This is a genomic window from Nonomuraea sp. NPDC049028, from assembly GCF_043197735.1.
Taxonomy (GTDB): domain Bacteria; phylum Actinomycetota; class Actinomycetes; order Streptosporangiales; family Streptosporangiaceae; genus Nonomuraea.
This window is the reverse complement of the sequence record NZ_JBICTR010000004.1, coordinates 92,170-118,028: the sequence shown is the minus strand read 5'-3', so window position 1 is coordinate 118,028 and position 25,859 is coordinate 92,170. Positions and strand designations below refer to the sequence as shown.

The 25,859-nt window shown below is 69.9% G+C and carries 25 protein-coding genes; 20 read left to right on the top strand and 5 right to left on the bottom strand.

From position 1 onward, the window contains the following. Window positions 1–3: 3 nt before the first annotated feature. The 3 genes from ACGFJ2_RS16235 to ACGFJ2_RS16225 are packed head-to-tail and all read right to left on the bottom strand — an operon-like array spanning window position 4 to window position 3,061. Window positions 4–813 carry a carbohydrate ABC transporter permease gene (locus tag ACGFJ2_RS16235; protein ID WP_357960668.1) on the bottom strand — a complete coding sequence of 270 codons (810 nt, stop codon included), beginning with the start codon at window positions 811–813 and terminating at the stop codon, window positions 4–6. After that, entirely contained in the window at window positions 810–1,733 is a 924-nt protein-coding gene (locus ACGFJ2_RS16230) for a carbohydrate ABC transporter permease (RefSeq protein WP_393468732.1), read from the bottom strand. The genes ACGFJ2_RS16235 and ACGFJ2_RS16230 overlap by 4 nt, the downstream gene beginning before the upstream one ends. After that, window positions 1,733–3,061 carry an ABC transporter substrate-binding protein gene (locus ACGFJ2_RS16225; protein ID WP_393468729.1) on the bottom strand — a complete coding sequence of 443 codons (1,329 nt, stop codon included), beginning with the start codon at window positions 3,059–3,061 and terminating at the stop codon, window positions 1,733–1,735. The genes ACGFJ2_RS16230 and ACGFJ2_RS16225 overlap by 1 nt, the downstream gene beginning before the upstream one ends. 133 nt (window positions 3,062–3,194) lie before the next feature. Between ACGFJ2_RS16225 and ACGFJ2_RS16220 the strand changes: the two genes are divergently transcribed. The 5 genes from ACGFJ2_RS16220 to ACGFJ2_RS16200 all read left to right on the top strand — a co-directional run bounded on the left by ACGFJ2_RS16220 (window position 3,195) and on the right by ACGFJ2_RS16200 (window position 8,635). After that, window positions 3,195–4,214 carry a LacI family DNA-binding transcriptional regulator gene (locus tag ACGFJ2_RS16220; RefSeq protein WP_393468726.1) on the top strand — a complete coding sequence of 340 codons (1,020 nt, stop codon included), beginning with the start codon at window positions 3,195–3,197 and terminating at the stop codon, window positions 4,212–4,214. A gap of 333 nt (window positions 4,215–4,547) precedes the next feature. After that, window positions 4,548–5,834: a S1 family peptidase gene (locus ACGFJ2_RS16215; protein WP_393468724.1), complete on the top strand. Its 1,287-nt coding sequence runs from the start codon at window positions 4,548–4,550 to the stop codon at window positions 5,832–5,834. 80 nt (window positions 5,835–5,914) lie between these two features. After that, window positions 5,915–6,811, top strand: coding sequence for a LysR family transcriptional regulator (locus tag ACGFJ2_RS16210; RefSeq protein ID WP_393468721.1), 897 nt, complete (start codon window positions 5,915–5,917; stop codon window positions 6,809–6,811). 76 nt (window positions 6,812–6,887) lie between these two features. Further along, window positions 6,888–7,826: an alpha/beta fold hydrolase gene (locus tag ACGFJ2_RS16205; RefSeq protein WP_393468718.1), complete on the top strand. Its 939-nt coding sequence runs from the start codon at window positions 6,888–6,890 to the stop codon at window positions 7,824–7,826. Continuing rightward, entirely contained in the window at window positions 7,823–8,635 is an 813-nt protein-coding gene (locus tag ACGFJ2_RS16200) for an LLM class flavin-dependent oxidoreductase (protein ID WP_393468716.1), read from the top strand. Before ACGFJ2_RS16205 ends, ACGFJ2_RS16200 begins: the two co-directional genes overlap by 4 nt. 4 nt (window positions 8,636–8,639) lie before the next feature. Here ACGFJ2_RS16200 and ACGFJ2_RS16195 read toward each other — a convergent pair whose 3' ends face one another. Continuing rightward, window positions 8,640–9,680, bottom strand: a complete 1,041-nt coding sequence (locus ACGFJ2_RS16195) for an NAD(P)-dependent alcohol dehydrogenase (RefSeq protein WP_393468713.1) — start codon at window positions 9,678–9,680, stop codon at window positions 8,640–8,642. A 210-nt stretch (window positions 9,681–9,890) separates the two neighbouring features. On the opposite strand from ACGFJ2_RS16195, the gene ACGFJ2_RS16190 reads away from it, so the two are divergent. The 13 genes from ACGFJ2_RS16190 (at window position 9,891) to ACGFJ2_RS16130 (ending at window position 23,824) form a co-directional block, all read left to right on the top strand. Then, window positions 9,891–10,760 carry a branched-chain amino acid ABC transporter permease gene (locus tag ACGFJ2_RS16190; RefSeq protein WP_357960694.1) on the top strand — a complete coding sequence of 290 codons (870 nt, stop codon included), beginning with the start codon at window positions 9,891–9,893 and terminating at the stop codon, window positions 10,758–10,760. Window positions 10,761–10,770: 10 nt separating this feature from the next. Beyond that, window positions 10,771–13,320, top strand: coding sequence for an ATP-binding cassette domain-containing protein (locus ACGFJ2_RS16185; protein ID WP_393468710.1), 2,550 nt, complete (start codon window positions 10,771–10,773; stop codon window positions 13,318–13,320). Further along, a complete protein-coding gene (locus ACGFJ2_RS16180; RefSeq protein WP_393468707.1) occupies window positions 13,320–14,444 on the top strand; it encodes an acyl-CoA dehydrogenase family protein in 1,125 nt (374 codons plus the stop codon). Before ACGFJ2_RS16185 ends, ACGFJ2_RS16180 begins: the two co-directional genes overlap by 1 nt. Window positions 14,445–14,529: 85 nt before the next feature. After that, window positions 14,530–15,318, top strand: a complete 789-nt coding sequence (locus ACGFJ2_RS16175) for an enoyl-CoA hydratase/isomerase family protein (protein ID WP_357960703.1) — start codon at window positions 14,530–14,532, stop codon at window positions 15,316–15,318. A gap of 12 nt (window positions 15,319–15,330) precedes the next feature. Further along, window positions 15,331–15,720 (top strand): OB-fold domain-containing protein, encoded by a 390-nt coding sequence (locus ACGFJ2_RS16170; protein WP_357960831.1) that lies wholly within the window; start codon window positions 15,331–15,333, stop codon window positions 15,718–15,720. Further along, window positions 15,717–16,862, top strand: a complete 1,146-nt coding sequence (locus tag ACGFJ2_RS16165; protein ID WP_393468704.1) for a thiolase family protein — start codon at window positions 15,717–15,719, stop codon at window positions 16,860–16,862. Before ACGFJ2_RS16170 ends, ACGFJ2_RS16165 begins: the two co-directional genes overlap by 4 nt. 22 nt (window positions 16,863–16,884) lie before the next feature. Beyond that, window positions 16,885–18,087: an acyl-CoA dehydrogenase family protein gene (locus ACGFJ2_RS16160; RefSeq protein WP_357960709.1), complete on the top strand. Its 1,203-nt coding sequence runs from the start codon at window positions 16,885–16,887 to the stop codon at window positions 18,085–18,087. After that, entirely contained in the window at window positions 18,084–19,049 is a 966-nt protein-coding gene (locus ACGFJ2_RS16155; RefSeq protein WP_358190221.1) for a phosphotransferase family protein, read from the top strand. Before ACGFJ2_RS16160 ends, ACGFJ2_RS16155 begins: the two co-directional genes overlap by 4 nt. After that, entirely contained in the window at window positions 19,050–20,267 is a 1,218-nt protein-coding gene (locus ACGFJ2_RS16150; RefSeq protein WP_357960716.1) for an acyl-CoA dehydrogenase family protein, read from the top strand. It begins immediately after the preceding gene. Next, a complete protein-coding gene (locus ACGFJ2_RS16145) occupies window positions 20,264–21,034 on the top strand; it encodes an SDR family oxidoreductase (RefSeq protein WP_357960719.1) in 771 nt (256 codons plus the stop codon). Before ACGFJ2_RS16150 ends, ACGFJ2_RS16145 begins: the two co-directional genes overlap by 4 nt. After that, the gene (locus ACGFJ2_RS16140) at window positions 21,031–21,783 is read left to right on the top strand and encodes an SDR family oxidoreductase (RefSeq protein ID WP_357960721.1); all 753 of its coding nucleotides are present in this window, start codon (window positions 21,031–21,033) and stop codon (window positions 21,781–21,783) included. The genes ACGFJ2_RS16145 and ACGFJ2_RS16140 overlap by 4 nt, the downstream gene beginning before the upstream one ends. Next, the gene (locus ACGFJ2_RS16135; protein ID WP_358190199.1) at window positions 21,780–22,622 is read left to right on the top strand and encodes an enoyl-CoA hydratase/isomerase family protein; all 843 of its coding nucleotides are present in this window, start codon (window positions 21,780–21,782) and stop codon (window positions 22,620–22,622) included. The genes ACGFJ2_RS16140 and ACGFJ2_RS16135 overlap by 4 nt, the downstream gene beginning before the upstream one ends. Window positions 22,623–22,675: 53 nt before the next feature. Next, window positions 22,676–23,824: an acetyl-CoA C-acetyltransferase gene (locus tag ACGFJ2_RS16130; protein ID WP_393468698.1), complete on the top strand. Its 1,149-nt coding sequence runs from the start codon at window positions 22,676–22,678 to the stop codon at window positions 23,822–23,824. On the opposite strand, the gene ACGFJ2_RS16125 is transcribed toward ACGFJ2_RS16130, so the two are convergent. Then, entirely contained in the window at window positions 23,825–24,520 is a 696-nt protein-coding gene (locus ACGFJ2_RS16125; protein ID WP_393468695.1) for an alpha/beta fold hydrolase, read from the bottom strand. It lies immediately after the preceding gene. 132 nt (window positions 24,521–24,652) lie between these two features. On the opposite strand from ACGFJ2_RS16125, the gene ACGFJ2_RS16120 reads away from it, so the two are divergent. Then, window positions 24,653–24,934 carry a hypothetical protein gene (locus ACGFJ2_RS16120; RefSeq protein WP_393468692.1) on the top strand — a complete coding sequence of 94 codons (282 nt, stop codon included), beginning with the start codon at window positions 24,653–24,655 and terminating at the stop codon, window positions 24,932–24,934. A gap of 137 nt (window positions 24,935–25,071) precedes the next feature. Continuing rightward, the gene (locus tag ACGFJ2_RS16115; RefSeq protein WP_357960736.1) at window positions 25,072–25,698 is read left to right on the top strand and encodes a TetR/AcrR family transcriptional regulator; all 627 of its coding nucleotides are present in this window, start codon (window positions 25,072–25,074) and stop codon (window positions 25,696–25,698) included. Window positions 25,699–25,859: the final 161 nt, after the last annotated feature.

Here is a 25,859-nt window from a genome sequence, read left to right as displayed (position 1 = left end):
GTGTCAGCCCTTCAGGCCACTACGAGAGATGCCTTCGATGACGTACCGCTGGGTCAGACTGAAGAGGATCAGGACGGGGATGCTCGCCAGCACCGCGCCCGCCATGATCACCGGATAGTGGATCGTGTACGCGCCCTGCAGGATCGACAGGCCCGGCGGCAGCGTGAAGTACTCCGGGCTGAAGATCACGTAGATGGGCCAGATGAAGTCGTTCCAGTTGGACAGGAAGCTCAGCACGGCCAGCGTGGCCAGCGCGGGCCGCGACAGCGGCAGCGTGATCCGCCAGAAGATGTGCCAGTGGTTGGCGCCCTCCATCAGCGCCGCCTCGTCCAGCTCACGCGGCAGCCCGACGAAGAACTGCCGCAGGAAGAACACCCCGAACGCGCCCGCCGCCCCCGGCACGACGAGCGCCGTCAGGCTGTCCAGCCAGCCGAGCTGGTCGACGATCAGGAACTGCGGGATGAGGAAGACGAACCCCGGCACCAGCAGCGTGCCGACGATCATCCCGAACATCAGCTTCTTGCCGCGGAACTCCAGCCTGGCCAGCGCGTACGCGGCCAGCGACGACACCGCGAGCACCAGCAGCATGTGCCCGGTGGCGGCGATGACACTGTTGGCGAACCAGCGCAGCACCGGCGTGTCCGTGGTGCCCTGGAAGACCGTCCCGTACGCGGACGTCGTCGGCTCGGTGGGCAGCAGCGTGGGCGGCACCCGGGTGGCCTCGGTCTGCGTCTTGAACGACACGCCCAAGGCCCACACCAGCGGCCCCACGAACACTACGGCGAGGGCCAGCAGACCCGTGTAGCGCTTCATGACCGGGTCCTGAACAGCCGGAAGTTGACCACGCTGATCAAGATCAGCAGCAGCGTGAGCAGGTAGCTCATGGCCGAGGCGCTGCCCATCTTGTACTCCCTGAGCCCCTGCTGGAGCATGTACATGATCGCGGTCCGCGTCTCCCCGCCCGGCGCTCCTTGGGTCAGCAGGTACGACTGCCCGAACATGTTCGCCGAGGCCAGGATCGTCGTCGTCACCACGAACAGCGCGACGGGCCGCAGCCCCGGCAGCGTGACGTGGACGAACTCGCCCCACCGCCCCGCGCCGTCCACCTTCGCCGCGTCGTACAGCTCGCGCGGGATGTCCTGCATCCCGGCCAGGTAGATCACCGCGTTGAACCCGAGCGTCCACCAGACCGTCACCCCGACCAGCGCGATCCAGGCCCACGGCGTCGCGGTGGTCCAGGGGATCGGCGTGCCGAGTATCCAGGCGACCAGGCCGAGGTTCGGGTCGAGCAGCAGCCGCCACATCAGGCACACCACCGCCACGCCCAGCACGAACGGCGCGAAGAACAGCCCCCGGAAGAACGTCCGGCCCCGGAAGGGCCGGTTGAGCAGCAACGCCACCCCGAGCGGCAGCACGACCAGGAACGGCACGCTGAACACGGTGAAGATCCCGGTCGCCCGCATCGACATCCAGAAGTCGCCGTAGACGGGTGACTGGTCGTCGAACAGCGCCGTGTAGTTGTCCAGGCCGACGAACGGCTTGCCCTCGAGCAGGTAGTCCCAGTCGTGCAGGCTCACCCAGATCCCGAACAGGGCCGGGGCCAGCACGAACACCGAGAACAGGATCAGGTACGGCGCCAGGAACAGGTACGGCGTCGCCTTGCCCGATCGGGGAACGCGCGTCTCCCGCTCCAGCGTCTCTTCCGCCGAGCTTTTTGCCGAGATCGCGACCATCAGGCGCCGTACTTCTTCCGGTTGGCCTCAAGGATCTTGTCGGCCTTGGCGGCGGCCTCCGTGAGCGCGTCCTTGGGGCTCTTCTTGAGCAGGATCGCCGCGTTGATCGCCTGGTCGACGACCGCGGAGGCGTCCCCGATGCCGGCCACCGACGGCGGGAAGTACAGGTAGTCGATCTGGGTGCCGAGCGTGGCCTGCTCCTTCAGCGCCGCGAACTCCGCGCCTTCGCGGATCGACTTGCGGGCCGGCACCTGGCCGCCCTTGGCCCATTCCAGCGAGTGGCCGCTGATCCAGTTGATGAACACCTTGGCCGCGGTCAGCTTGTTCTGGTCGGGCGTGCGCTGCTTGAACACCACGAACTGGTGCGAGCCCGCCCACGCCGCCGGCTTCGCCCCGATCTGCGGGAGCGGCGCGACGCCCCACTCCAGGTTCTTGATCTCCTTGAGCGTGTTGATGGACCAGATGCCGTTCCAGTTGAAGGCGGCCTTGCCGTTCTGCAGGGCGATGAAGTCGGCGTCCTGGCCGACGTTCTTGGGGCTGTAGCCCTTGTTGACGAGGTCGACGAGCCAGGTCAGGGCCTGCACGCCGGGGTCCTCGGCGAAGCGCGAGACGCTGGCGTCGTCGGCGAAGTGCCGGCCGCCGTTCTGGTAGAGCAGCGACCCGAACTGCATGCTTCCGGTGAACGGGAACGGCGTGGCCCAGTGCCCCTGGATGCCCGCCTTCTTCAGCGTCTCCAGCGCCTTCATGTACTCCTCGCCGGTCTTGGGCGGCTGCTCCGGGTCGAGTCCGGCCTGCTTCATGACCGTCTTGTTGTAGAAGAAGCCGAGCGGGTGCACGTCGAGCGGGATCGAGTAGCGCGCGCCCTTGTAGACGCCGGCCTTCCAGACCGGCGGGGAGAAGTCCGCCTCGGTGAGGTTGAGCGCGTTGGCCACGTCGTCGAGGGGCAGGACCACCTGCCGTGCCGCGTTGGTGGCGACGCTGTCGACGTGCATGATGCCGATGTCGGGGCCTTGACCAGCGGAGACGGCCGCGGGGACCTTCGCGTAGTAGTCCTCCCACTTGTAGACGTTCATCGACACCTTGATGTTCTGGTGCTCGGCGTTGAACTGGTCCACCAGCTTCTTCATGACCGGGCCGTCGCCGCCGGTGAAGCCGTTCCAGAACTTCAGCGAGACCGAGGCGCCGGTGTATTCGGTGGGCGCCGCCGTGGTCGCCGGCGCCTGCGCCTGCTTGGGGCCGCCGCCTCCGCCGCAGCCCGCCGCGCCGATGACCAGCGCGCCGAGGCCCAGTCCCAATGCGTGCCGCCTGGAGAGGTTGTCGAGGGACATGCCAGATCACTCCTGCCCGTGAGGTTACGGACGTTCTACAACGTTGGTTCCAACGTTGTAAATTACTTGGCGCCAGTTCGTTACATCGTTGTAAACCAGGTAGGGTTCGCGACGGCGAAGGGGGCGAAGGGGCATGGTGCGGCCGAGGCTTAAGGACGTCGCCGAACTGGCCGGGGTGTCGATCAAGACCGTGTCCAACGTGGTCAACGACTATCCCCATGTCAGCGGCGAGACACGGGCCCGGGTGGAGGCGGCGATAGCCGAGCTCTCCTACCGGCCGAACCTGTCGGCACGCAGCCTGCGCCAGGGCCGCTCCGGCGTGGTCGCGCTGGCGGTGCCCGATCTGGACAACCCCTACTTCGCCGAACTGGCCACGAACGTCATCGAGGCGGCCGACCGGCGCGGCTGGACCGTGCTCATCGACCAGACCCAGGGCGACCGGGCCAAGGAACGCGTGGTGATCTCCGGGATCCGCGACCACCTCATCGACGGGCTGCTGTTCAGCCCGCTCGCGCTCACGGGCAAGGATCTGGCCGGGCGCGACGAGCGTACGCCGATGGTGCTGCTCGGGGAGCGCATCGGGATGGGCCGCTCGCCGTACGATCACGTCGGCATCGACAACGTGGCCGCCGCGCGGGCGGCCACCCTGCACCTGGCCGAGCGCGGCGCGCGCAGGATCGCCGCCATCGGCGTGCAGCGCACGGCCGTCGCCGCGACGGGCCGCCTGCGGCTGAAGGGCTACCAGCAGGCGCTCGCCGAGGCCGGCTTCCCCGCCGACCCGTCACTGGCCGCGCCGGTCGCCCGCTGGGGGCGCGCCGACGGCGCCGAGGCCATGGGCCGCCTGCTCGACGCCGGCGCGCCGGACGCGGTCTTCTGCTTCAACGACACGCTCGCGCTGGGCGCCCTGCGAACGCTGCTCAAGCGGGGGTACGAGGTGCCGGGCGAGGTGATGGTGATGGGGTTCGACGACATCCAGGACGGCCGGTTCGCCACGCCGACACTGTCGACCGTGGCGCCCGACAAGGCGCAGATCGCGCAGGCGGCGGTGGACCTGCTGGCCGAGCGGCTGAGCGGTGGGACGGAGAAGGCGCACGAGGTGTGCGTGCCGCATCGACTGGCATTTCGGGAGAGTACGGATTTGTCGGGGAAGTAGCCTCAGCGGAATGGACAACGCCGCGTTAACCGACATGGGCCTCGTCCACGAGGCTCAATCCGGCGACGTCCGCATCTTCGCGATCCCGCCGCTCTGAGGCGGTGACTGCGGGCGATCGTGCGCAGCGCCGGCGAGCCTGGCCCACGACGACGTGGCGGCTGCCTTCTCCTCGGGCCGCTCATGCTGCTCCATACCGCCCTCTTCCTCAGTGGAGGCTGGGCGGGGTGACGGATACAGCACCCGTGAAGTATCCATCCACTTCGAATCCACAGCCTCCTGACAAAGTCGACGCGAAGGAATTGAGTTTCCAGGACAGAGAAAGGTACGACCCGCGTGCGAAGAAGAGCGAGCTGGAGACTGGCCACGGCATTCAGCCTGGTCGTCGTCGCCGGCCTGGTAGCCGTTCCTGATACGGCGCTGGCGGCTCCCGCCATCCGGCTGTCCGCCCCCGCGAAGTTACGGGTGGCGGACGTTCCCGGTTCCGTCGACTACCTGACGAAGAAATACGGCGTCAGTGTCGACGAGGCGATGCGCCGGCTGGAGTTGCAGCGAACCTCGGGGGCTCTGCACACCGTGCTCACCCGCGACTACGCCGACTCCTATGCGGGGTCCTGGATCGACCAGGAGAACGGTGGTGTGCTGGTCATCGCGAGTACCGCCGCCGAGGCGCTGGTCCCCGCGCTGAGCGCGATCCCGGACCGGAGCCACGTCCGCGTCGCGGCCGTGCGGCACTCCCTCAAAGAGCTGAAGGCGAAGGCCGCCGACGTCGGTGCCCGTCTCGGGCTCACGCCCGAGCAGGCGCCGGTGATCAACGAGGAGAAGAACCGCGTCGAACTGCACAACCAGGCCGCGGCCGCGGTACGCGGTTCGGCCAGCCGGCTCGCCACAGCCGGCGACCTGGACGTTACCGTGATCGATCCGCCGACCATCACGCCCCAGCGGGGTCCGTGCGAGATCCAGGCGTGTTTCCCCCCGATGCGCGGCGGCTTGCGGCTGGACCTCTACGACGTGAACTACTACAAGCTCGCGGGCGACTTCTGCACCAGCGGCTTCAATGTGAAGGGCTCGAACGGGTGGAAGTACACGCTTACGGCGGGACATTGTCTCACGGGTGAGAGCTATTACACGAAGCACACGGACGTATTCGTCGGCCGCCGCGAAGCCTCGACCAGCAACTCGGAATATCCGGCGGATGGAGCGCTCATGCCGTTCGTCACCAGGGGCTTCACGGAATACGTGAAAACCTGGGCGAAATGGCCGTATAACACGGTGATCCACTACAGCACCAAGGCATTCCCGATATTCGGAATGTGGGCGTATAACGACGTCCGTGTCGGCTGGGTGGTGTGTTCGACCGGCGCGCGGTCGAACAACACCAGGTGCGGCGACATCACGAAAAAGGATGGAGGCTTCCAGTCGAACATCTGCACCCAGTCCGGAGACAGCGGCAGCCCGCTCTACAGTGAGGTCGACAACAAGGCCTACGGGGTCCTGCACGGGTCTTCGGGGCTGGGCTGTTGGACCGGTAAAACGTCGTACTGGTCGTCGCTGACGTACATCTTCAATATGGCGAAGAAATCCGGTCTTACCTTCGAGCTGGTCACCGACCCCGACCCGTAGCAACAGGCCGCGCGCCTCGAAACATTAGGGGGAGCGATTATTTCCTCTCAGGTCGATCGCTGTTCGCTATGCTCGACGTCATGGCTGACGTCGAGCTACGCCACCTGAGGACCATGGCTGCCATAGCCGAGGAAGGAACATTCGGGCGGGCAGCGCTCCGGCTTGGCTACACCCAATCGTCGGTGAGCCAGCAGATCGCCGCGCTGGAGAAGGCCGTCGGTGGCGCCGTCTTCGATCGGCCTGGAGGTCCCAGGCCGGTACGAATCACTCGCCTTGGCGAGGTGGTCCTGGCCCACGGGCGCGATCTGCTCACGCAGGCGGAGGCGCTGGCCGACGCCGTCGATCGCTTCAGGGCGGGTAGCGGCCGGATCGACATCGGCACCTTTCAGGGCGCGACCAACCTGATCCTGCCGGCCGTCGTGCGCCGGCTGCTGAGCGAGCACCCCGGCTGCGACATCAGGCTTTCCGAGGTGGAACCGGAGGATCCACAGATCGGAGATCTTGACCTGCTGTTCCACTACGGCCGGATCGAAGGCGACGTCGAGCACGTCGAGCTGCTCGACGAGCCGTACCTCCTGGTGGCCGGCGCCGGCGCGTTCCCCGATGGTCCAGTGCGGGTGGAGCTGCTCGACGACGCTCCGATGGTCGCCTGGCCTCCCACCCATCACCAAACATGGCTGGAGCGGGAGCTGGCCGGCACCGGCGCGCGGCCACGGATCGTGTTCCGCACCGCCGGCCACGAAACCATCGTGTCGATGGTGCGGGCGGGCATAGGGTCGGCGGTGCTGCCGTGGCTCGCCCTTCACGGATCCGATGCCTGGTCCGACGACCGGCTCAGCATCCACCAACTGCGACCATCGCCCGCCACCACGTGGTATCTGTACTGGCCGGCCGGCCGCGCCCAGTCGCCGCTCGCAGCCCGAGCCATCGCCATCGCCGTCGAAGGCGCAAAAGAGCTGGCCAGCCAGATTGCGTGACCATCGCTACAGGCGATCAAATTGATCGGTAATTATCGCTTTTCACGATGGAGTCGCGGTACTTAGCCTTCCAGGCATGAACGCTCATCAATCCCATGGCGAGCAGCTTCTGTCGATCAACGGCGTCGAGCTGTGCGTGGAGACCTTCGGAGACCGCGCGAGCTCGGCGATCATGTTGGTGGCCGGGGCGGCCGCCTCGATGCTGTGGTGGGATGCCGAACTGTGCGAACGCGTCGCCGCCCGTGGCCGGTTCGTGGTCCGGTACGACCATCGAGACACCGGCCGGTCGACCTGCCACCCGCCGGGACAGCCCGCCTATTCCCTCGCCGACCTGGCCCTGGACGCGCTCGGGATTCAGGACGCCCTGGGCATCGAACGCGCCCACGTGGTCTGTCAGTCGATGTCCGGCGGGATCGGACTCATTCTCGGTGTGGACCATCCCGATCGGGTCGCGTCGCTGACGTTCGTCTCGACCTCGACCGGGGCCGACGACCTGCCGCCGCCCTCGAGCGATCTGGCCATGCCGGCCGAGCCGGATTCCTTCGACGCGGCCGCGCTCGTCGAGTACGTGGTCGCCGGCGCGAGGGCCTGCGCCGGTGGCTCGCCGTACTTCGACGAGGCCGCGATCCGCGCGTTGGCCGAACGTGACGTGGCGCGTGCCAGGAACTACGCCTCGACGCTGGCCAATCACTACGCCATCGAGTTCGACGAGCCGGCCCAAGGCGGCTTCGGCGACATCGCGGCTCCGACGCTCGTGGCCCACGGCGACCACGACCCACTCCTGCCGCTGCCGCACGGCAAGGCGCTCCGCGACGCCATCCCCGGCGCCGAGCTGCTGGTCCTGGAAGGGGCCGGACACGATCTGCCGCGCCCGGTATGGGATGACCTCGTGTCGGCCCTGGTACGGCACACAGAACCCCTGGTACGGCGCACGGAACCCCTGGTACGGCGCACGGAACCCCCGGTACGGCGCACGGAAGCCCTGGTACGGCACACGGAAGAAGGCCGCTCATGAACCGGCTGCGATCGGCGCTCTGGCTGCCGCTCTTCGACGACCTCGCCGACCCGCGAGCGGTCGCGCGCCTTGCCGCCGACGCGGAGGAAGCCGGCTGGGACGGCTGCTTCGTATGGGATCAACTGTGCTGGCGAGCGCCGGTCCGGCAGGTCGCTGATCCGTGGATCGCGCTGGCGGCGATCGCGATGGCGACCGAGCGGCTGCGGCTCGGCCCGATGGTGTCGCCGCTTCCCCGTCGACGGCCGGCCAAGGTCGCCCGGGAGACCGCGACGCTGGATCGGCTCAGCGACGGCCGCCTGACCCTCGGCGTCGGCCTTGGCGGCGACCGTTTCGCCGGCGAGCTGTCCAAGACCGGCGAGCAACTCGACGATCGGCGGCGCGGACAGATGCTCGACGAGTCCTTGGCCATCCTGGCCGCCGCCTGGTCCGGCGAGCCGGTGCGCCATCGCGGCGAGCACTACACCGTCGACGACATCGCGTTCCTGCCGCGGCCGGTTCAGCGGCCCGGCGTGCCGGTGTGGGCCGCCGGATTCCCGGGCAACGCCAAGCCGATCCGCCGCGCCGCCCGGCTCGATGGCTTCTTTCCGGTCAATCTCGAGCACCCCGACCAGTTCGCCGAGGTCGTCGCCACCCTCACCGAACTGCGCCATGGTGAGATGGCCTCGTACGACATCGCCGTCGGTCTGCCGCTCGGCGTCGATCCCGAGCCGTACGCGAAGGCCGGCGCGACCTGGTGGCTGCCGGAGTTCGAACCGGGCGTACGGCTCGACGTCGTGCGTGGCGTACTCCGCGATGGCCCAGCAGGGTGACGCGTCAGTCGGGCGTCAGGACGGCGCGTCCCCTGAGCTCTCCGGCGCGCAGCCGGGTCAGCGCCTCATGGGCGGCGGACAGCGGAAACCGCTCGACCTCGACGTGCAACGCCCCGGAGCGGGCGAGGGCGATCACCTCCGCGAGTTCGGGCAGGGCGCCCCAGAACGGCAGTGAGATCCGGCCGCCCGGGGGCAGCGGGCCCGGTTTGCGGACGGTCAGGTGCCCGCCACCGTTGCCCACGATGACGAGATCACCGCCGGCGCGCAGGCTGGCGGCGGCCAGATCGACCGTCGATTGGCTGCCCGCGAAGTCGAGCACGACGTCAACGCCGCTGCCGCCGCTCGCTGCGCGCAGGACGCGGCCGGTGTCCGGCGAAAGGCGGGTGCTCAGGTGGGCGCCGCACCTGTCGGCGACGGCCAGGGCCTCCTCGCGCACGTCGACGGCGAACACCCGGCTCGGCGTCAACGCGCGCAGGATCTGAATGGCCAGGTGCCCGAGGCCGCCGACACCGATCACGGCGACCGTCGATCCGTCGTCCAAGGACGCCCGGCACCGCTGGATGGCGTGATACGGCGTCAGGCCGGCATCGGACAGCGGGGCGGCCTGCACGGGATCCAATTCGCCGATCGGCTGGAGGTGGCGGGCCGCCGGCACGAGGACGAAGTCGGCCATCCCGCCGTCGCGGCCCAGCCCCATCCCGGCCCACGGCAGGTCCGCTCGGCGGTCGCAGTAGTTCTCCCGGCCCGCCACGCAGCGTCGGCATTCGCCGCAGCCCCAGGGGCCGTACACCACGTACCGCTCGCCGACGGTGATCCCGGTGACGGCCGAGCCCACCGCCGCGACCCGGCCGGCGACCTCATGGCCGAGGGTGAACGGCGCAGGGAAGGGCATGTCACCCGGACCCGCGTCGAGAACGTGCAGGTCGGAGTGGCAGATTCCGGCGGCTTCCACGCGCAGGAGGACCTCGAGCTCTCGCGGGGCCGGCTGGTCGACTTCGGTGAGGACGGGCGGCAGGCCCCAGCCCGGCAGTCGGAGCGCTCTCACCGCGCCGTCCGATGCGCCGGGAGGCGGATCTCGGCTTTTGTCATGGTCGACACCAGCATGGCGACACAGTAGCAAACTGAAGTTGGTTCAGTATCGAAGGCGACCCCCTTGCTCGAGGGTGGCTCGTCGTCTAAGGTTCTCGAACTGAGTTCATTTTGGGTGACAGGGCGCGGAGCGCGTGAGCCGCCCTGCGAGAGAGTGACGGTCGGAATGGATCAGTTCCTGCTCGTCCTGGTAAGCGGCGTCGCCAGCGGCGCGATCTACGGTTTGATGGGCCTCGGCCTGGTGATCATCTACCGGGCGACGGACGTGGTGAACTTCGCCCTCGCCGCCCTGGCCACGCTGGGACTCTATGCCGCGATCACCTTCCGTGACAGCGGCGTCGCGATGCTCCTGTGCGTGCTCGCCGCGATCGCCGTGACCGCGCTGGCCGGGGTGGTCGCCCGAGAGGTGGTGATCCGGCCGCTCGGTCAGGGGCAGTTGTTCTCCGCGCTCGTGGTGACGATGGGTGTCTCGCTCATCGTCGAGAGCGTGGTGGACTCGATCTGGGGCACCCAGCCGAAGACCTTTCCCAGCCTGGTGGACGGCACCGTCCGATGGGGTGACGCGGCGCTGCCGGCGCAGAGCCTGGTGACCATCGGCATCGCGGCGGTGGCGATGGCGGCCGTCGCCTTCCTGTTCGGCCGCACCACGCTGGGGTCGGCGATGCGGGCCGTCGCCGAGTCCGCGGACACCGCCCAGCTCATCGGCATCAGCGCGCAACGCGTCGCGCGGATCGCCTGGGCACTCGGCCTCGCTCTGGCCGCCCTCGCCGCCTGCCTCTACGCGCCCAGGTCGGGGCTGGTGCCCACGGTCCTGGCCGCGCCGCTGTTCCGCGCGTTCGCCGGGATCTTCCTCGGCGGGCTCACGAGCATGTACGGAGCCGTCATCGGAGGTCTGACCGTCGGGGTACTGGAGAACCTCGCGGCCAGCTACGTCTCGGCCAGCTTCCGCGACACCTTCGTGTTCTCCTTCACCGTCCTCGTGTTGCTGATCCGCCCGCAGGGCCTGTTCGGCACACGCACCTTCCAGCGGGTCTGAGGAGCAGCGCATGGTATTCACCCGCTCGAATCTCGCGTGGGCCGCGCTCGGCCCGGTCGCCGGGCTGGCCCTCGTCGCGCTGATGCAGTCCGGGGCGATCCCCGCCTATCAGGCCTATTCGGTCGGGCTCGCCGCGGTCTACGCGATCGTCGTCCTCTCGGTCGGCCTGCTGGCCGGCTGGTCGGGGGTGTGGTCCGTGGGCCATCCCGCGTTCGTCGCCGTGGGCGCCTACTTGGCGGCGTACGGCGGTGCGCACCAGTGGCCGCTGGAGTGGGTGATCGTGGGGGCGATCGGGTCGTGCGCGTTGATGGGCGCCTTCCTCGGGTACGCCGGCGCCAGGTTCTCGGTGCTCTACATCGCCCTGCTGACGTTGGCGTTCAGCCTGGTGTCCCTCGAGGTGATCAACCGATGGACCAGCGTGACCGGCGGCGACCAGGGCGTGGCGGTGGCCCCGCTTGACAGTGTGTTCGGCGCGGTCCCGAGTGGCGGCAGCGAGGCCCAGTATCTCGCCGTCCTCGTGGCGGGAGCGGTGTTCGCGGTCGCGGTCTTCGCCAGGTCGACCGCGCTGCGCATGCGGCTGGTCGCCGCGAAGGCACACCCGCTGGTCGCCCGTTCGGTGGGCATCGTGCCCGAGGCGCAGACCGCTCTGTCGTTCGCGGTCAGCGCGGCGTTCACCGGCTTGGCCGGCGTGCTGCTGGGCCTGATCACCGGCTTCGTCAGCCCTGATACGTTCTCGCTGAACTTCGGTGTCACCATCATCGCGGCCTGCGTGCTCGGTGGCGTCGGCTCGGTGTTCGGCGCTGTGGTGGGCGGGGTCTACCTGGTGTGGGTTCCGACGGTGGCCGACGCCGTGTCGGTGCCGCAGCCAGTGGTGCAGGGCGTTCTGCTGATCGCCGCGCTGATCTTCCTCCCCGGTGGAGTGGTCCCGTTCCTGGGCTCGCTGGTACGAAGGGCGCTGGGCAGGCGAGCCCCTGGCCCTCTCGACGGCGAGCATCACGTCAGCGCGACGGCCGCCGACAGCGGGGACGGTGCTCCCGCCACCCCGGCCAGGGACCGGCCGGCCGCGGACGAGGTGGCGCCGTTGCTGGTCGTCGATGGCCTGTCCGTGCGATTCGGCGGTCTCAACGCCCTTGAGAGCGCCTCGCTCGACGTACGGCCCGGCGAGGTGCTCGCCATCATCGGCCCGAACGGCGCCGGCAAGACCACGCTGCTCAACGCCGTCTCAGGGCTCATCGGCGGCGCGCGGATCAGCGGCGCGGTCGACTACGCGGGTGTGAACCTGATGGGGACGAGGGCCACCGCACGGCGCCGGCTGGGAATCGCCCGCACCTTCCAGCACGCGGAGACCTTCTCGGAGCTCACGGTCGCGGAGAACGTGCTGTGCACCAAGCGCTGGGTCGGCACGGCGGACCGCACCCGGGCCGATGAACTGCTCGCCCTCACCGGACTGGCCGACGTGGCCGACCGTTACCCGGCCGAACTACCGTTCGGACTGCAGAAGCGCCTGGACCTGGCCCGGGCGATCGCCGAAGAGCCGAAGCTGCTGATCCTGGACGAACCGTTCGGCGGCCTGGACGCCACAGAGCGGCAACTGGCCGCCCAGCAGATCGTCCGCCTGCGTGCGCGGGGCGCCGCCGTCGTGATCATCGATCACGTTCTGGACGACCTCTTCGCCGTCGCCGACCGGGTGGTCGCCTTCGACTTCGGCAAGCCGATCGGTTCCGGCGAGCCGGGCGCCATTCTGGCGGACCCGAAAGTGCGCTCGTCGTACCTCGGCCTGACCGCCACGCGCGCCGAGTTGCCGGCCCGCGCCGACGAGACCGTCGCCATCGCCCTGCGCGACGTCAGCCACCACTACGGCGGTGTCGCCGCCCTGCACGACGTCCATCTCGACATCGGCAAGGGCGCGGTCATCGGCGTCGTCGGGGCGAACGGCGCGGGCAAGAGCACGCTCGGCAAGATCATTCATGGCTCGCTGCGCCCGTCGTCGGGGCAGGTGCGGATCGGCGAGCCTGGTGCCCCTCCGGTCCGCGGCAGCCTGGTCCCCGAAGGCCGTGCCCTCTTCAAGACCTTGTCGTTGCGGGAGAACCTCGAAGTGGCCGGTTACGCCGCAGGCGTCCATGGATCGGCTCTGCGTACCCGCCTCGACGAGACCGCCACGTGGCTGCCGGAGCGGCTGCGCGGCCGCCTGTCGGTGGCCGCGGCGGGGCTGAGCGGAGGAGAGCAGCAGATCCTGGCCATCGCACGGGCCCTCATGGCCCGGCCGGACGTGCTGATCCTCGACGAGCCCGCGCTGGGGCTGGCGCCGGCCCTGGTCGACGAGGTGTACGCCCGGATCGAACAGCTCGCCCGCGAGGGGATGACGATCGTGCTCCTGGAGCAACTGCTGAGCAGGGCGCTCACCTCCTGCCATGAGGTGGTGGTGCTGCACGAGGGCCGGGTGGCCGCGCGCGGAGACGCGTCGGACCCCTCGTTCGCCGAGACCGCGGAGCTGGCCTACTTCGGTGGGGAGGCCGCGACCTTGCTCAAGCTACGCGATGTGAACGAACTGGAGGCCTGATGCTCGACGTCGATCCGGCGCTGCTCGGCGACACCGATGAACGCAAGCAGCTACGGGAGGTTCTGCGCGACTTCTTCACCGAGGCGGCCGCGTCGGAAGACGTACGCGAGCACCTGGCGACCGGCCGCGGACACGACGCGTCGCTGTGGGCGCGGATGGCCACGGAGCTCGGCGTCCAGGGCCTGGCGATACCGGAGGAGTACGGCGGGTCGGGCTTCTCGTTCGCGGAGCTCGCGGTGGTCTTCGAGGAGGCGGGGCGGGCGTTGCTGTGCGCCCCCTTGCTCTCCACCACCGTGCTCGCGACCTATGCCCTGTTGCTCGGCGGAGATCGCGAAGCCTGCGCCCGCTACCTTCCCGGCATCGCCGCGGGCACCCTCACCGCGACTGTCGCGGGCTTCGGCGACGACGGCGGCGGGCTACGAGCCACGCCAGGGAAGGGCGGGTGGGTCGGCAACGGGGCGGCCGACTTCGTGCTCGACGGGTGCGGGGCCGACCTGATCCTCGTCGCGGCGCGGACCGCCGATGGAGCCGGTCTCTTCGCGTGCGAGCGTGGCGCGGAAGGCGTCACCCGGACGGCCCGGACGGTTCTGGACGGTACCCGGCCCCAGGCCCTGGTCGCCTTCGCGGACACTCCGTTCGTACCGATCGGGCAGCCGGGGGACGCCGCCGCGATCACCGGGCGGGTGCTCGACATCGGGCGGGCCGCGCTGGCCGCCGAGCAGGTCGGCGGGAGCGCGCACGCGCTCGACGCGAGCGTGTCGTACGTGCTGCAGCGCCGTCAGTTCGGCCGGCAGATCGGCTCGTTCCAGGCGATCAAGCATCGGCTGGCCGACCTGCTGGTCGAGATCGAGGCGGCACGTTCGGCCGCGGTCTACGCGGTGGCGTGTGTCACCGCCTCGTCGCCGGATCTGCCGGTGGCGGCCAGTACGGCGAAGGTGGTCTGCTCCGGCGTGTACAGCCGGGCGACGGCCGAATACGTGCAACTGCACGGCGGGATCGGGTTCACTTGGGAGCACCCCGCCCATCTTTATCTACGCCGCGCCCGAGCGGCGGAAGTGTTGTTCGGCACGGCCGGTGACCACCGGGCACGACTGGGCGGTCTGCTCGGCCTGAACGTGGTCTGACAGGCGATATTTCGCACAATCCCGGCTATTGACAGGGCAGCAGGCGGCCCATAGAACTGTACTGAATTCAGTTCAAGGAGGAACGTTGACGGTAGACGAAGAGATCCAGTTCGAGCGCGATGGCAACGTCGCGAGAGTCTGGCTCAACCGCCCGTGGAAGAAGAACTGCGTAACCCTGCCGATACTCAAGCGGCTCGACGAGATCATCACCGAGGTCGACGCCGACCCCGAACTGCGTGTCCTGGTGCTGCGCGGCCGGGGCGGCACGTTCTGCTCGGGCTTCGATCTCGACGAGTTGCAGGCCGACTACATCGGCAGCAGCACGGCCATGGACGTGGCGGTCATCTCGGCGAAGGTCTGCGACCGGCTGTACTCGATGAGCACCCCCTCGGTGGCGGTGCTGGAGGGTCATGTCACGGCCGGCGGGTTCGAGCTGATGATCTCCTGTGACTTCGCGATCGCCGCGGACGACGCCAAGATCGGGGACTTCCACATCCGCCGGGCTCTGTTCGGCGGCGCGGGGCCGATCTACCGGGTGCCCCGCATGATCGGCATCCGCAAGACCAAGGAGCTGATGCTCACCGGCAAGCTGCTGACCGGCGTCGAGGCGGCCGACTTCGACCTGATCAACAAGTCGGCACCCGCAGAGGAACTCGATGCCACGGTCGACGAGTTCATCAGCCACCTGACCGACAAGAGTCCCTTCCAGATGCGGATCACCAAGATGACCATCGACCGCAGCCTGGAGGCCGACATCCAGTCGCTGATGGTGATGGAGCACCTGGCCGTCGGCGTGACGCTCAACTCCCAGGACGCCGCCGAGGGCGTGGCCGCGTTCCTGGAGAAGCGCGAGCCGAAGTGGAAGGGTCGCTGACCGGTGTCGACGATGGCGCAGGCCGGTCTGCGGGGCTCGCGGTGCGGTGAGTGCGCGGTGACGGTCTACCCGGCCGACGACGCCTGTCCGCGATGCGGGCGGGCGACGTCCGAGGTGACGCTGTCCTCGGCGGGGGAGCTGTGGACGTGGACGGTTCAGCGGTTCGCCCCGAAATCACCCCCGTACGCGCCGCCGCCGGAGGGCTTCCGGCCTTTCGCCGTGGGGTATGTGGAGCTGCCGGAGGGCGTCCGCGTCGCGGCGGTGCTCGACGTCGGCGACCTCGACTCGATCCGGATCGGCATGCCGCTGCGGATCGAGCCCGCCACCGGAGTGCCGCGCGCCGTCCCGATCGAGCCTGTCACCGGAGCGCCGCGCGCTGTCCCGATCGAAGGCGCCCGATGACGGACGTCCTGATCGCCGGTGCCGGCATGTCGCCCTTCGGGCGTACCGAGCACACGACCGGCCGACAGCATGCCGTGCACGCGGTGAACGCCGCGCTCGCCGACGCCGGGATCGCGTGGTCACGGGTGGGAGCGGCGTTCGGCGGCAGCGACGTCGCCGGGCTGGCCGACACCCTGGTGGCCCAGCTCGGCCTGACCGGCCTGCCGTTCGTCAACGTCAAGAACGGCTGCGCGACGGGCGGCAGCGCCCTGGTGTCGGCGGTGAACGCCATCCGCGGCGGCATGGCCGACGTGGTGCTGGCCGTCGGGTTCGACAAGCACCCACGGGGCGCCTTCGACCCGATGCCGGCCGACTGGGGCCTGGACGAGGCATACGGGCGCGACGGGCTGATGGTCACCACCCAGTTCTTCGGCATGAAGATCCGCCGCTACATGCACGATCACGGGATCAGCTCCCGTACGCTCGCGCTGGTCGCGGAGAAGGCCTACCGCAACGGCGCCCGCAACCCCAACGCCTGGCGGCGCACGCCGATGACCGCCGCCGAGATCCTCGCCTCTGGCCTGGTCAGCGACCCGCTGACCCGCTACATGTTCTGCTCTCCGGGAGAAGGCGCGGCCGCGCTGGTGCTGTGCGGCGCCTCGGTGGCCGGGGAACTGACGAGCGTCCCGGTGACCCTGCGATCGGCGGTCGTGCGCTCTCGCCGCTTCGGCTCGTTCGAGGTCTTCAGCCCGTGGATCGCCGGCGGCGAGCTGAGCAGCGTGACCAGGGACGCCGCGGCGGCGGCGTTCGAAGCGGCCGGCGTCGCCCCCGGCGACGTCGATGTGTGTCAGCTGCAGGACACCGAGAGCGGTGCCGAGGTGATGCACATGGCCGAGTGCGGGTTCTGCGAGGACGGTGAGCAGGAGAAACTGATCGCCTCCCGCGCCACCGAGATCGGCGGCTCGTTGCCGGTCAACACCGACGGCGGCTGCATCGCCAACGGTGAGCCCATCGGCGCGTCGGGTCTGCGTCAGGTCTGCGAGGTGGTCCGGCAACTGCGCGGACAGGCCGGAGACCGGCAGGTGCCCGGCCGGCCGAGAGTCGGATTCACCCACGTGTACGGCGCCCCGGGCGTAAGCGCCTGCACGGTGCTGTCCCGATAGAGGACTTCCGATAGAGGAACTGATGAGCGATAGTCCGGTACCTGAGAAGTTCAGGGCAGAGGCCCGCGACTGGCTCGCGTCGGTCGCCCGGCCGCGGCAGGCCAACGGTGCCTGGGGCACCGGTGACGACTCGGTCGCGGTCTTCGAGAACTGGTCCGAAGAGGAGGAGCGCGAGCACACCGAACGGATCCGGGCCTGGGAGGTGACCCGGTTCGACGCGGGCTGGGGCGCGCTGAGCTGGCCGGCGGAGTTCGGCGGACGCGGCCTGCCCGTGTTCTACGAGCAGCTCTACCGGCAGGAGGAGGCCGCCTTCGACGTCCCGCGCCGCACCGAGATCTTCCCGGTCACCCAGCAACTGGTGGCCCCGGCCGTCCGGATCTGGGGCACGCCGGAGCAGCGGGAGCGCTGGATCAGGCCGATGCTGCGCGCGGATGAGCTGGCCTGCCAGCTGTTCTCCGAGACCGAGGCCGGGTCCGATCTGGCCGCGGTCCGTACGCGGGCGGTTCGCGACGGCGATGCCTGGGTGCTCGACGGGCACAAGGTGTGGACCTCGGGGGCGACAGTCGCGTCCTGGGGCGTGGCAGTCTGCCGTACCGACCCTGACGTGCGCAAACACGCGGGCATCACCGTGTTCATGGTGCCGATGGACGCCCCGGGCGTCACCATTCGCCCCATCCGGCAGATGACCGGCGGGATCAGCTTCAACGAGGTCTACCTCGACGGTGTCGTGGTACCCGACACCGATCGGCTGGGCCCCGTCGGCGAAGGATGGCGGGTCACCCTGACGGTGCTGGCCGCCGAACGGCTCGACTCCGGCGCCCTCGGCCTGGACAACGCCGACCGCGCCGTCGAGCTGGCCCGGCACCTGCCGCGGCCACTCACCGGCCACGAGCAGAACCTCGCGGCCGACCTGTACGTTCGCACGCTCGTCCAGCGCCTCATCGGCCTGCGCGTGACCGCGGCGCTGGTCTCCGGCCGCGAACCGGGCGCCGAGGCGTCGGTGGGCAAGCTCTACGCCACCGAAACCATGCGCCGCACCAGCGACCTGGTCCTGCAACTCCTCGGGCCGCGCCTGGTCGCCGACACCGGAGAGTGGGGCACCTTCGCCTGGACCGAGCATCTGCTGGGCGCGCCCGGCTACAGCATCGCCGGCGGGACCGACGAGATCCAGCGCACCATCCTGTCCGAGCGGGTGCTCGGCCTGCCCAAGGAGCCCGTACGATGACCGCCGAGCTCGCTTCGCCAGACCTGGCCGACCGGGTCGCCGGCGCGTTCCCCGGGCAGCGGGTGGGCCCGCTGGAGACGCTCGCCGGCGGCCACTCCGGACTCACGTACGTGGTCACGGTGGGAGAGCGCAAGCACGTCGTCAAGGCGGTCCCGCCCGCCGAACGGCCGGTGGGCCGCAACGACATGCTCCGCCAGGCCCGGGTGCTCCAGGCGCTGGCCGGCACGGCGGTGCCCGTCCCGGAGGTGGTGGCGGTCGACGAGCGGCAACCGGCCTGGTTCGCCATGGAGTTCGTCCCCGGTGAGGCCGCGGAACCGGTGCTCGACGAGCACGATCTCACTCCGGAGCTGGCCCGCGCCCGCATGCTGGAAGCCGCCCGTGTCCTGCGGCGGCTGCACGACCTCGACGTCGCCTCCCTGACGTTGGACGCGCCACCGCCTCGCGACGCGGTCGCCGAGCTCGGCCAGTGGAGCCGCACGATGCGCGCCGTTCCCGCCGAGCTGCGCCCCGGATCCGACGGCCTGCTCCACCGGCTCGCCCGGGATGTGCCCGCCGATCTGCCACCGGTCCTGGTGCACGGCGACTTCCGGCTCGGCAACGTGCTGTACCGGGCGCGGGAGGCGGCGGCCGTCGTCGACTGGGAGATCTGGAGCGTCGGCGACCCGCGTACGGACCTGGCCTGGTTCCTGCTGTTCGCCGACCACCGCAACTTCCCCGCGCTGGGCAGAGAAGTGCCCGGGCTGCCCACCGAGGCGGAGTTGCTGGAGGCCTACCTCGCGGGCGCCGCGCCGTTGCCCCGCTTCGACTGGTTCCGCGCGCTCGGCCGGATGAAGATGGCCGCGATCATGGGCCACAACCTGCGGCGGCACCGCGAGGGCCGGATCCACGACCCCGACCAGGAACGCCTGCCGCCGACCATCGCCGCCATGATCCGCACAGCGCACGACTTTCTAGGGACATAAGTGGATTTCGCCTACTCGCCCCGCGCACGCGAGCTCCAGACCCGGATGCGGTCCTTCATGGAGCAGCACGTCTACCCCGCCGAACCCGTCTACGACCGGCAGCTCGCCACCGCCGGCGACCCGCACGCCCTGCCTCCCGTGATGCTCGAACTCAAGGAAAAGGCTCGCGCCGAGGGCCTGTGGAACCTGTTCATGTCCCACGGCGACTGGGGCGCCAACCTGACGAACCTGGAGTACGCGCCACTCGCCGAGCTGGCCGGCGGCTGCGTCTTCGGGCCGGAGGTGTTCAACTGCTCCGCCCCGGACACCGGGAACATGGAGCTGCTGGCCCTGTTCGGCACCCCCGAGCAGCAGGAGCGGTGGCTGCGCCCGCTGCTGGCGGCCGAGATACGGTCATGCTTCGCCATGACCGAGCCCGACGTGGCCAGCTCCGACCCCCGGAACCTCCGTACCAGGATCACCCGCGACGGCGACAGCTACCTGGTCAACGGCCACAAGTGGTACACCTCCGGCATTCTCGACCCGGACTGCAAGCTGATCATCCTCATGGGGGTGACCGACCCGGACGCCGACCCGTACCGGCGCCAGAGCATGTTGCTCGTCCCCCGGGACACCCCCGGCATCACGGTGCTGCGGGACCTGCCCATGTTCGGCTACACCGACCGGCTCGGGCACGGTGACGTGCTCTTCGAGGACGTACGCGTACCCGCCGCCAACCTGCTCGGCGGCGAGGGCGACGGCTTCGCGCTCGCTCAGGGACGGCTCGGACCAGGCCGGATGCACTACGCCATGCGCGCGGTCGGGTTCGCCGAACGGGCCCTCGCGCTCATGTGCCGTCGCGTGCTCGACCGCGAGGCGTTCGGCGGCCCGCTGGCCGACCAGGGCGTCGTGCGGGAATGGATCGGGCGCAGCCGCATCGAGGTCGAACAGGTGCGGCTGCTGGTGCTCAAGTCCGCGTGGCTGATGGACACCGTCGGCAACTCCGCGGCCCGCATGGAGGTCGCGGCCATCAAGGTGGCGGCTCTGGAGACGGCGCACCGGGTGGTGGACCGGGCCGTCCAGGCGTTCGGCGCGGCCGGGGTCAGCGACGACACCGTCCTGGCCCGGCTGTTCGCGATCACCAGGGCGCTGCGCATCGCCGACGGGCCCGACGAGGTCCACCTGCGTACCGTCGCCCGCCAGGAACTGGCCAAGTACCGAAAGAAGGGGGCGGCATGAACGTGCTCGACGGCCGGACAGCGGTGATCACCGGTGGGTCCCGCGGCATCGGGCTGGCCATCGCGCACGCCTACCGGGCCGCGGGAGCGCACGTGGTCATCGCCGCGCGCAAGGCGGAGGGGCTGGCCGGCGCGCGCGCCGAGTTGCTGCGCACCGAGGCGGGCGGGGGTGTGCACACGGTCGTGGCCAACGCCGGCGAGCCGGAGCAGGCACAGCGCTGTATCGACGAGACGATGGAGCGCTTCGGCCGGGTGGACGTCCTGGTCAACAACGCCGCCACCAACCCGTACCACGGCGACCTGCTCGACCTCGACCTGCCCCGCGCGGAGAAGACGGTGCGGGTCAACCAGTACGGGATGATCGCCTGGACCCGCTGCGCCTGGAACGCCTCGATGGCCGAGCACGGAGGCGCCGTCATCAACATCGCGTCGGTGGGCGGGCTGATCGTCGACCCGCACATCGGCTACTACAACGCCACCAAGGCCGCCATGATCCATATGACCCGGCAGCTCGCCTACGAGCTCGGCCCCAAGGCGCGCGTCAACGCCATCGCACCGGGACTGATCAAGACCGAGCTGGCGCGGGCCGTCTGGGAGGCACGCGAGCCCATTCTCACCGCGAAGCTGCCGCTGCGGCGGCTGGGCACGCCCGAGGACGTGGCGAGCGCGGCGCTCTTCCTGGCCTCGGACGCCTCGTCCTGGATCACCGGCCAGACCCTCGTCATCGACGGGGGCGCGCTGGCCCTGCCGATCGGGGTCGACGAGTGATCGACCACCTGTTCTCCCTGAGCGGGCGGACAGCCGTGGTCACCGGGGCCTCCTCCGGACTCGGGGCCCGCTTCGCGGCGGTCCTGGCCGCGTCCGGGGCGACCGTGTTCGCGGCGGCCAGGCGGGCCGACCGGCTGGCGGAGCTGGCGGCCGGTGATCCCCGTATCCACCCGGTGGCGTGTGACGTCAGCCGCGAGGACGATCGCGAACGGCTCGTCGCGACCGCCGTGGCGGAGACCGGCCGGTTCGACGTCCTGATCAACAATGCCGGCGTCGCGGGCGGAACCCGCGCCGAGGACGAGAGTTCACAGGACTTCGCTGACGTTCTCGCCGTGAACCTGGTCGCCCCGTTCCATCTGGCCCGCCTCATGGCCACGGCGTCCGGCACCGGCCGCAGCATCGTGAACGTCGCCTCCATCCTGGGCCTGGTGTCGGCGGCCCCGATGGGCGGCGCGAGCTACGCGGCCTCCAAGGCGGGGCTGGTGGGACTGACCCGTGAGCTGGCCGGCCAGTGGGGTCAGGCGGGCGTGCGGGTCAACGCGCTGGCGCCGGGCTGGTTCCGATCCGAGATGACCGAGGAGCTGTTCGCCGACGCCCGGTCCAGTCGGTGGGTCGAGAAGAACACGATGCTGGGCCGTGGCGGGGACCCCGCCGAGCTCGACGGCGCTCTGCTCTTCCTCGCCTCGGACGCCTCGTCGTACTGCACCGGACAGGTTCTGGTCGTCGACGGCGGCTGGACGGCGCGATGAGCGTCGGCGAGAAGAGTGTCGGGGAGAAGAGTGTCGGGGAGAAGAGTGTCACGGTGGAGGTCCTGGACGGGGTGGCGGACGTCGTCCTGTGCCGGGGCGAGCGCGGCAACGCCATCTCTCTGGGTCTGGCACGCGAGCTGCGGGACGCCGCCCAGGTCTGCCTGAGCGAGAACGTCCGGGCGGTCCTGCTGCGCGGCGCGGGGCGATCCTTCTGTGTCGGCGGCGACCTGCGCGAGTTCTCCGGTCTGCGGGGGAGAGCGCTGGAGGAGCACCTGATCGAGGTGACCGACGCGCTGCACGGAGCGTTGCGGATCTTCGCCACGATGGACGCGCCGCTCGTCGCGCAGGTGCAGGGGGCGGTCGCGGGCGCCGGAGTCGGACTGGCCGCCGCCGCGGACCTCACCATCGCGGCGGACGACGCGACGTTCACGCTCGCCTACACCGGCATCGGCTACTCGCCCGACGCCGGGGTGACCTGGTCGCTGCCCCGGCTGGTCGGTCCCAAGAGGGCGCTGGAACTGCTGCTCACCAACCGCCGCATCACCGCGCGGGAAGCGGCCGGCATGGGGCTCGTGACGACCGTGGTGAGCGCCGAGCGGCTGCCGGCAGAAGCTCGGCGGTTGGCCGCCACGCTCGCGCGGGGGGCGACCGGGGCCTTCGGCGCGACTCGGCGGCTGGTGTCCGACGCGCTGTCCAGTGACCTCGACGCGCACCTGGACCGTGAGGCCCGCGCTCTCGCCTCGGCGGCGACCTCCCCCGAAGGGGAGGAGGGCGTGGCCGCCTTCCTGGGCAAGCGCCCCGCTCGCTTCTCGGGCGGCACCGAGCAGCGCGGCTTGTGACCCAGGCCGCCATACCTTTCCCTTCCCTTACCGACTGACCGGAGTGGATCACCGTGGCCGAAGCCTTCATCGTCGATGCCGTCCGTACCCCTGTCGGCCGCCGCAACGGGGCGCTGAGCGGGGTTCACCCCGCCGACCTGGGCGCCCACGTGCTGCGTTCGCTCATCGCCCGCACCGGGATCGACCCCGGGGCCGTCGATGACGTCTTCTTCGGCTGCGTCGGCCAGATCGGCGCGCAGACGGGCAACATCGCCCGTACGTCATGGCTGGCCGCCGGGCTGCCCCAGCACGTGCCCGGCACCACCATCGACCGGCAGTGCGGCTCGTCGCAGCAGGCAGTCCACTTCGCCGCCCAGGCCGTCATGTCCGGCACCGCCGACCTCGTCGTCGCGGGCGGTGTCGAGGTCATGAGTCTGGTGCCCATCTCAAGCCCGGCCGTCCTGGGGGAGCGTGAGGGCATGGGCGCGCCGTACGACGGGGCGGGCTGGCGGGCTCGATTCGGCGAGGAGGAGGTGTCGCAGTTCCGCGGTGCCGAGCTGATCGCGCGAAAGTGGGACGTCTCGCGGCTGGACATGGAGCGGTTCGCCCTGGACAGCCATCGGCGCGCGGTCGCGGCATGGTCGGACGGGGTTTTCGGCGAAGAGGTCGTGCCCGCGTTCGGCCTGGCGGCCGACGAGGGACCGCGGGCCGACACCAGCTTGGCGAAGATGGCGGGGCTCAGGACCCTCAGCGAGGGCGGCCGGCTGACCGCCGCGGTGTCGAGCCAGATCTCGGACGGCGCCGCCGCGTTGCTCGTCGCCTCTCAGGACGCGGTGCGCCGCTACGGGCTCACGCCGCTGGCCCGGGTCCACAGCATGGCCGTCGTCGGCTCGGACCCGATCTACATGCTCACCGGGCCCATCCCGGCCACCGAGAAGATCCTGGATCGTTCTGGTCTGTCCATCGGCGACATCGACCTGATCGAGATCAACGAGGCGTTCGCGTCGGTGGTGCTGGCCTGGCGCAAGGAGATCGGGGCGGCGCCCGAGCGGACCAACGCGTTCGGAGGAGCGATCGCGCTCGGCCATCCGCTGGGCGCCACCGGGGCGCGGCTGATGACGACCCTGGTGCACCAGCTGCGGCGCACCGGGGGACGGTACGGCCTGCAGACGATGTGCGAGGGCGGCGGCATGGCCAACGCCACGATCATCGAACGAATGTGATCAGCCGTGGACGGCGTTGAGGACGGCGGCGAGCCTCTCCGGCGCGCTGATCATCGCCATGTGCCCGGTGTCGAGATCGACGACCTCCGGGCGGAGCAGCGCGATGGACCGTTGCTGAAGCTCCTCGACGTAGCACAGGTCCCGCGTGAGGTGCACGTACGTGCGCGGGATCGCGCGCTGGTAGCCGCTCAGGTCCACGACCTCGCTCAGCAGTGCGCCCGAGTCGTCGATCAGCCGGTCCAGGGTCGCCGTGGTGGTCGCCTCGTCCATGTCGTCGCACAGGATCGCGGCGGCCCCCTCGCGGGTCTGGTGGTAGACGCCACCGGCGATGGACTCCTCGACCAGGTCCCGTACGCCCGGATCGATCTGGTCGAGCACCCGTGACCCGTCGGGAGGCACCACGGCCGACACGAGAACGACGTGCCGGATCCGCTCCGGCACGAGGTCCAGCACGCGTGGCACGGTGACTCCGGCGAAGGAGTGACCGACCAGCACGACGTCGCGCAGGTCCTTCGCCTCGATGTCCTCGCGGACGGCTTCGGCGCAGTCGGCGAGGGTGACCGTGCGCAGGTCGGCTCCGGCCCGCGTGCCACGGCCGGGAAGGTCGACGGCCAGCGCCTCGGCGTTCAGATGGGGGATCAGCTCGTCCCAGCAGTTCGCGCCGAAGCCGGCGCCATGGATGAGGACGAACGGCATGGGAGGCCTCCTCGTGGGTGATTACCAGCGAACCCTAATTGAATTCAGCTCTGGCGTACAGGGCCGCGCCTGCCGCACACTGCTGGTGAGCTCAAGTGAGTTCAGTTCAGGAAGCGATCGGGAAGGTGCGAGATGGCCACATCTTGGCATCGGCGGGTCTGGTCCGTCGTCCTCGCGGGCGTGCTCGCCGCGGTCCTGCTCGCCGGGGGCCAGGCCCCCGCGCGGGCCGACCGGCAGGCGCCCACTCCATGGCCGGGCGGGCGGTGGGAGCCGGGACCGGCCCGCTACGGCACCACGGTCGTCTCGGACGTTCCCGTCCGGATGGACGACGGCGTCACCCTGACGGCCACGGTCGCCTATCCGACGGATCCGGCGACCGAGCGGCGCGCCTCCGGCCGGTTCCCGGTCGCTTGACCGACAACCGGGACGTGCGAGCACCTTCGATGGGTAAGATGACGGGGAATGAGACTAGAACCGAGTTCAAGTCAGGTCGGCGGCAGAGGCCGGCCGGGCCGCGACGTTTCCCAGGCGGACAAATGGGGGGTGCGGTGATGAAGGCGGCGAAGATCGTCGAGCCGGACGAAAGCCCCCGTTCCAAGCGGCGGGCGATCCTGGCGGCCGCGGTCAAGAACTTCGGTAAGAACGGCTATGAGGCCACCAAGTGGTCGGTGGTCGCCGATCAGGTGGGGATCGGGCAGACCGCGCTCTATCACTACTTCGAGTCGAAGGCGCATTGCCTGCTCACGATCATGCGGCTTGAGCTCCAGCGTTCGCTGGAGATGTTCACGAAGGCGACCGCCGATCAGCCCGATCCGATGGAGGCATTGCGGGCGGCGGTGCGTTCGGCGTACGCGGTGTCCGAGCAGAATGTGCTGCAGATGCGGATCCTGCAGAACAACCTGGCCATTCTCGCGGTGCCCCGCAACTCCAAGAAGGAGGAGGCCGAGCGGCTCGCGGCCCGCGAACTCGTGCACGGCATCGAGCAGGCCTGGACCGAGCTGCTGGAACGCGGGATGGCCGAGGGAGTCTTCGCCCGTCGTGACGCGCACACGCTGGCCCTGAACATGCTCGGCATGATCGTGAGCGTCTGGCGCTGGTATCGCCCCAAGGGCCTGGTGACATTGTCCTCCGTGAGCGAGCTGACCGAAGACTGCTGCGTGCGGATGGTCGCGCCGTAGCGCTGGCCACAATGACCGGCACGACCTGCGCCGAAGGTCGTGCCGGTCGCTCTGTTCCGGCCCTGGCGCGAGTCGCGCGCCCGATGTTTCCTTTTCCGGGCATTCCGCTATTGCCCCATGGTGAGCGCGACGATACAGTCTCGTAAACTGAACTGAACTCA